Raw genomic sequence first — 5,750 nt, forward strand, 5'->3', positions numbered from 1 at the left:
CTGCCCGCCGGGCAGCGGCACCGCGTACGGCTCCGGGCCGTCCAGCGTCCAGCGCTCCGGGAACCAGTTCTCCCCGTCCAGCGCGAGCCGGGCGGCGTACGCGCCGTCCGCCGTGATGGCGTACCGCGTCGTGGGCGCCTCGTGTTCCGCGCCGGTCGACGGGGATTCGATCGCACAGGCCGTCATGGTTCGGTCACCTCCGGCGACGAAGCTAGTTTTCGTACGCACGGCCGGGGGCCGGGTCCGGACCACTTCACACATACGGGTGGCGCAGAAGCGATTCGTCTGAGGAGAGGGCGGGTGTGGGCGTACCGGGCCCGGGGCCGCCGTTCGCGGTACGGCCCCCCTGGACGGACAGGTAGCCTTTCCTCGTGCCCCGTCTGTCTGAAGTCATCGCCGCGCTGGAGACCCTGTGGCCCGCCGAGCGGGCCGAGTCCTGGGACGCGGTCGGCACGGTCACGGGCGATCCCGGCCAGGAGGTCACCCGCGTCCTGTTCGCCGTGGACCCGGTGCAGGAGGTCGCCGACGAGGCCGTACGGCTCGGCGCGGACCTGCTCGTCACCCACCACCCGCTCTACCTGCGGGGGACGACCACGGTGGCGGCCGGCACCCCCAAGGGCCGCGTCGTGCACACGCTGATCAAGAACGACGTCGCCCTGCACGTCGCGCACACCAACGCCGACAAGGCCGACCCCGGAGTGTCCGACGCCCTCGCCGGCGCGCTGGACCTCCGGGTCACCGGTCCCCTCGTACCCGACCCCGACGACCCGGCCGGACGCCGGGGCCTGGGCCGGATCTGCGAGCTGGACCACCCGCTGACCGTGCGTGAGCTGGCCGAGCGCGCCGCCGAACGGCTGCCCGCCACCGCGCAGGGCATCCGGGTGGCCGGCGACCCCGACGCCGTCGTCCGTACGGTCGCCGTCAGCGGCGGCTCCGGCGACAGCCTCTTCGACCGGGTCCGCGCGGCCGGTGTGGACGCCTTCCTCACCGCCGACCTGCGCCACCACCCCGCGTCGGAGTTCGTCTCGGTCACCGCGTCCGTCGCCGAGCGCCCGCTCGCGCTCCTCGACGCGGCCCACTGGGCCACCGAGTGGCCCTGGTGCGAGCTGGCCGCGGCCGAACTCGACCAGATCTCCGACCGTCACGACTGGGGCCTCCGCGTCCACGTGTCCAAGACGGTCACCGACCCCTGGACCGCCCACGCGGCGTCCCCCGTCACCACTAGCCCCATGGGAGCCCCCAACTGAACGCCGAGCCCGCCGACCAGATCCGACTCCTCGACGTCCAGGCCCTCGACGTCCGCCTCCAGCAGCTCGCGCACAAGCGGAAGTCGCTCCCCGAGCACGCCGAGATCGAGACGCTGGGCAAGGACCTCGTCCAGCTCCGCGACCTGCTGGTGGCCGCGCAGACCGAGGAGAGCGACTGCGCCCGCGAGCAGACCAAGGCCGAGCAGGACGTGGAGCAGGTGCGCCGCCGCGCCACCCGTGACCAGCAGCGCCTGGACTCCGGCGCGGTCACCTCGCCCAAGGACCTCACCGGCCTCCAGCACGAGATCGCCTCCCTCGCCAAGCGCCAGGGCGACCTGGAGGACGTCGTCCTCGAGGTCATGGAGCGCCGCGAGGCCGCGCAGGCGCGGGTCGCCGAGCTGACCGAGCGGGTCGCCTCCGTGCAGGCCAAGTCCGACGACGCCACCGCGCGCCGCGACGCCGCGTTCCGCGAGCTGGACGACGAGGCCGCCGCGGTGACCAAGGAGCGCGAGGTCGTCTCCGCGTCCGTCCCGGCCGACCTGCTCAAGTTGTACGACCGTCTGCGCGTCCAGGGCGGCGGCATCGGCGCGGCCAAGCTGTACGCCCGCACCTGCCAGGGCTGCCGCCAGGAGCTGGCGATCACCGAGCTGAGCGAGATCCGCGCGGCCGCGCGCGACGCGGTGGTCCGCTGCGAGAACTGCCACCGCATCCTGGTGCGCACGGCGGAGTCGGGTCTGTAGCCGGCCGGTAAGGAGCACTGGGCGTGCGGGAGTTCGTCGTCGAGGCCGACGGCGGGTCGCGGGGCAACCCGGGCCCGGCGGGGTACGGGGCCGCCGTGAGTGACGCGGCCACGGGGGAGACCCTGGCCGAGGCCGCCGAGTTCATCGGCGTGGCCACCAACAACGTCGCCGAGTACCGCGGTCTCCTCGCCGGCCTGCGCGCCGCCCACGCCCTCGACCCCGAGGCGCGGGTCGCCGTCCGCATGGACTCCAAGCTGGTCGTCGAGCAGATGTCGGGCCGCTGGAAGATCAAGCACCCCGACATGAAGCCCCTCGCCGCCGAGGCCCGCGGCGTCTTCCCGCCCGGCCGGGTCACCTACGAGTGGATACCTCGCGAACGCAACAAACACGCCGACCGGCTGGCGAACGAGGCGATGGACGCGGGCGCGAAGGGCGAGGTGTGGACGCCCCGGCCTCCGGTGGCCGCCGAGCCCCAGGGTCCCCCCGGGGATGCCCGCGCGGGGGCGGCGGCCGCGAGGGCGGCTCTGGCCCGGGGGCGGGCCGTGCCCGCTTCCGAGCCGGTGGAGTCGGCCGGGGCCGCTCCGAGCGACGCCCGTGCCGCGCGTACCGTCGCCTCCGCCACCACCTCCTCGCCCGGCTGGAGTGCGGCTCCCGATCTCGGGGCGCCCGCGACCTTCGTGCTGCTGCGGCACGGGGAGACGCCGCTCACTCCGCAGAAGCGGTTCTCCGGGAGCGGCGGGAGTGATCCCGCGTTGTCCGAGGTGGGGCGGGAGCAGGCGCGGCTGGTGGCGGAGACGCTGGCGCGGCGGGGGACCGTCCAGGCGGTCGTCGCCTCGCCACTGGCCCGCACGCGGGAGACCGCCGGGATCGTCGCCGCCCGGCTGGGGCTGGACGTGCGCGTGGACGACGGGCTGCGCGAGACGGACTTCGGCGCGTGGGAGGGGCTGACCTTCGGGGAGGCCCGCGAGCGCTACCCGGACGACCTGACCGCCTGGCTCGGCGACCCGGAGGCACGTCCCACCGGTGGCGGCGAGAGCTTCGCCCAGACCGCCGAGCGGATCGAGGAGACCCGCGCCCGGCTGGTCACCGAGTACGCGGGCCGCACGGTGCTGCTGGTCACCCACGTCACGCCGATCAAGACCCTGCTGCGCCTCGCCCTGGGCGCCCCGCCCGAGTCCCTCTTCCGGATGGAGCTGTCGGCCGCCTCGCTGTCGGCGGTGGCGTACTACGCCGACGGGAACGCGAGCGTACGGCTGTTCAACGACACGTCCCACCTGCGTCCCTGAGCCCGGCCGCACCCCGCGCCAGCTCCTCGATCCGGGCCCAGTCCCCGGCGGCCACCGCGTCCGCCGGGACCATCCAACTGCCGCCCACGCAGCCCACGTTGGGCAGCGCCAGATACTCCGGCGCGCTCGCCTCCGCGATCCCGCCCGTGGGACAGAAGCGGGCGTCGGGCAACGGCCCCGCGAGGGACTTCAGATATGCCGTACCCCCCGCGGCCCGCGCCGGGAAGAACTTCATCTCGCGCACCCCGCGCTCCAGCAGCGCCACCACCTCCGAGGTGGTGGACACCCCCGGCAGGAACGGCACCCCGGACTCCTGCATGGCGGCCAGCAGCGACTCGGTCCAGCCGGGGGAGACGAGGAACCGCGCCCCCGCCGCCACGCACCGGCTCACCTGGTCCGGAGTGATCACCGTCCCCGCGCCCACCACCGCCTCGGGCACCTCCTCGGCGATGGCCCGGATGCCGTCCAGCGCGGCCGGCGTGCGCAGCGTGACCTCGATCGCGGGCAGCCCCCCGGCGACCAGCGCCCGCGCCAGCGGCACGGCGTCGGCGGCGTCGGAGAGCACGACGACGGGGAGGACGGGTGCGAGGTCCAGTACGGAGGCGGGAGAGGGCGCGGGTGAGGTCATGGACGCCATCGTGCCCAGGAGGAGCAGTGTGCGCAACGGACGTTGCACATGCTGCAACGAAGCTCGGAGCTCAGTGAACGTCGTCCACCAGCACGTCCAGCGCCCAGGGCTTCCCGGCCTTCTCCGGCGCCGCCGCCTCCACCTCGTACCCGAGGTCCCGCAGCGCGACGACCAGCTCGGCCGGGCCCTTCGGCGCGATCCCCCCGGTGAGCAGAGCGCGGACGACCCGGCCCTTGGTCGCCTTGTTGAAGTGGCTGACCACCTTGCGGGTGGGCGCGTGCAGTACCCGTACCGTCGCGGTGCGTCCCGCGACCTCGCCCTTGGGCTTCCAGGCGGCGGCGTACGCGGCGGAGCGCAGGTCGAGGACGAGCCCGTCCCCGGCCGCCTCGGGCAGCACCTCGGCCATCGGGGCCCGCCAGTGCCCGGCGAGCGCGCCGAGACCGGGCAGCCTGACGCCCATCGAGCAGCGGTAGGAGGGGATGCGGTCGGTGACGCCGATCGCGCCCCAGAGGCCGGAGAACACCAGCAGCGAGCGGGCCGCGCGGCGCTTGGCCGCGGGGTCGAGGGTGGCCAGGCCGAGGGCGTCGTACAGGACGCCGGTGTAGATCTCGCCCGCCGGGCGGGCCCCGGCCGTGAGCAGGCCGGCGTTCTTGGCGACCTCGCCGCGCAGCCCCTCGCTCAGTCCCAGTACCTCGCGGGCCTTCTCCTCGTCCCCGGCGCACAGCTCGACCAACTCGGCGAGCACGGCCTGCCGGGCGGCGGCGAGACCGGGCAGGGACAGCGAATCGGGCTTCAGCGGGGCACCCCGGCCCGAGGACGCCTTTCCCTCCGACGGGGGCAGCAGGACCAGCACGGACAACTCCTTCTCTCGGCCTCCGCGCCAGCGTACGGGCCCCGGGCGCCGGTCCGTGCCGCCCGCCCGGCCCGGTACCATGGTCGGCACGGCAGACGAGCCGGGCGGACGGCCGCGTGTAGTCCCTTACGGGGCTTCCCGAGGAACGTCCGGGCTCCACAGGGCAGGGTGGTGGCTAACGGCCACCCGAGGCGACTCGCGGGACAGTGCCACAGAGAACAGACCGCCCCGCGCCTCGGCGCGGGGTAAGGGTGAAACGGTGGTGTAAGAGACCACCAGTGCCCAGGGTGACCTGGGCAGCTAGGTAAACCCCACCCGGAGCAAGGTCAAAAGGAAACACCCCGGTGTTTCTGCGCGGACGATCGAGGGCTGCCCGCCCGAGTCCGCGGGTAGACCGCACGAGGCCGGTGGCAACACCGGCCCTAGATGGATGGCCGTCACCGGGACGCCCGCGAGGGCCCCCGGTACAGAACCCGGCGTACAGCTCGACTCGTCTGTCGTATCCCTCCCGAGAGGCCCCCTGGGGCTCTACTCCTCGAACAGCACTTCCTGCTCAGTGACCACCGTCTGCCGCAGCCGGCGGCTGCGGGCGCCGATGACCAGGGCCGTGGCCGCCGCCGTGACGCCCAGGGCCGCGGGGACCATCCAGTTCCGGTCGAAGACGTGGCCGAGGAGATGGTCGAGGGAGAGGCGGCCCGGGCCGGTGACGGCGAGGCCGGCTGCGGCGAGGCCGAGGCTGGCGGCGTACTCGTAGCCGCCCTCCTGGGCGAAGAAGCCGTTGGGGACGTGGAGGGCCGCCGCGCCCGCCATCGCGCCGGCCGCCGACGCGCCCGCGACGGGCGTCGCCAGGCCGAGGGCCAGCAGGACGCCGCCGCCCGCCTCCGCGACCCCCGCCGCCGTCGCGCTCGCCTTGCCCGGGGCGAAGCCCACGGACTCCATGAACTGGCCGGTGCCCACCAGCCCGTGGCCGCCGAACCAGCCGAACAGCTTCTGCGC

General features: G+C 74.6%; 6 protein-coding genes, 1 other RNA gene and 1 pseudogene. 4 read left to right on the plus strand and 4 right to left on the minus strand.

Features of this window, described 5'->3' with window-relative positions; all coding sequences use genetic code 11:
* A pseudogene (locus tag CCN33_RS06825) lies at positions 1-186 on the minus strand (hypothetical protein); the annotation flags it as partial.
* Between the two features lie 185 nt (positions 187-371).
* Between CCN33_RS06825 and CCN33_RS06830 the strand changes: the two are divergent.
* From CCN33_RS06830 to CCN33_RS06840, 3 genes are read left to right on the plus strand one after another with little or no spacing between them, the layout of a single operon-like run.
* Positions 372-1,247 carry a Nif3-like dinuclear metal center hexameric protein gene (locus CCN33_RS06830; protein WP_086692273.1) on the plus strand — a complete coding sequence of 292 codons (876 nt, stop codon included), beginning with the start codon at positions 372-374 and terminating at the stop codon, positions 1,245-1,247.
* Positions 1,244-1,987, plus strand: a complete 744-nt coding sequence (locus tag CCN33_RS06835) for a CT398-like coiled coil hairpin domain-containing protein (RefSeq protein WP_086692274.1) — start codon at positions 1,244-1,246, stop codon at positions 1,985-1,987. Before CCN33_RS06830 ends, CCN33_RS06835 begins: the two co-directional genes overlap by 4 nt.
* Before the next feature lie 23 nt (positions 1,988-2,010).
* A complete protein-coding gene (locus CCN33_RS06840) occupies positions 2,011-3,273 on the plus strand; it encodes a bifunctional RNase H/acid phosphatase (RefSeq protein ID WP_086692277.1) in 1,263 nt (420 codons plus the stop codon).
* Here the strand turns inward: CCN33_RS06840 and CCN33_RS06845 are convergent.
* Both CCN33_RS06845 and yaaA read right to left on the minus strand, forming a co-directional pair.
* On the minus strand, positions 3,245-3,901 hold the full coding sequence (locus tag CCN33_RS06845; protein WP_086692283.1) for a bifunctional 4-hydroxy-2-oxoglutarate aldolase/2-dehydro-3-deoxy-phosphogluconate aldolase: 657 nt from the start codon (positions 3,899-3,901) through the stop codon (positions 3,245-3,247). The genes CCN33_RS06840 and CCN33_RS06845 overlap by 29 nt on opposite strands.
* Positions 3,902-3,971: 70 nt before the next feature.
* A complete protein-coding gene (gene yaaA / locus CCN33_RS06850; RefSeq protein WP_086692279.1) occupies positions 3,972-4,754 on the minus strand; it encodes a peroxide stress protein YaaA in 783 nt (260 codons plus the stop codon).
* Positions 4,755-4,850: 96 nt separating this feature from the next.
* Here yaaA and rnpB point away from each other — a divergent pair.
* Positions 4,851-5,251, plus strand: an RNA gene (rnpB, locus tag CCN33_RS06855) — RNase P RNA component class A.
* Positions 5,252-5,282: 31 nt separating this feature from the next.
* Here rnpB and CCN33_RS06860 read toward each other — a convergent pair.
* Positions 5,283-5,750, minus strand: a 468-nt coding sequence (locus tag CCN33_RS06860; protein WP_086692281.1) for a DoxX family membrane protein, incomplete at its 5' end; no start/stop codon positions are given.

Origin of the sequence: Streptomyces recifensis (genome assembly GCF_002154615.1) — a bacterium.
In the GTDB taxonomy this organism is placed as follows: domain Bacteria; phylum Actinomycetota; class Actinomycetes; order Streptomycetales; family Streptomycetaceae; genus Streptomyces; species Streptomyces griseoluteus.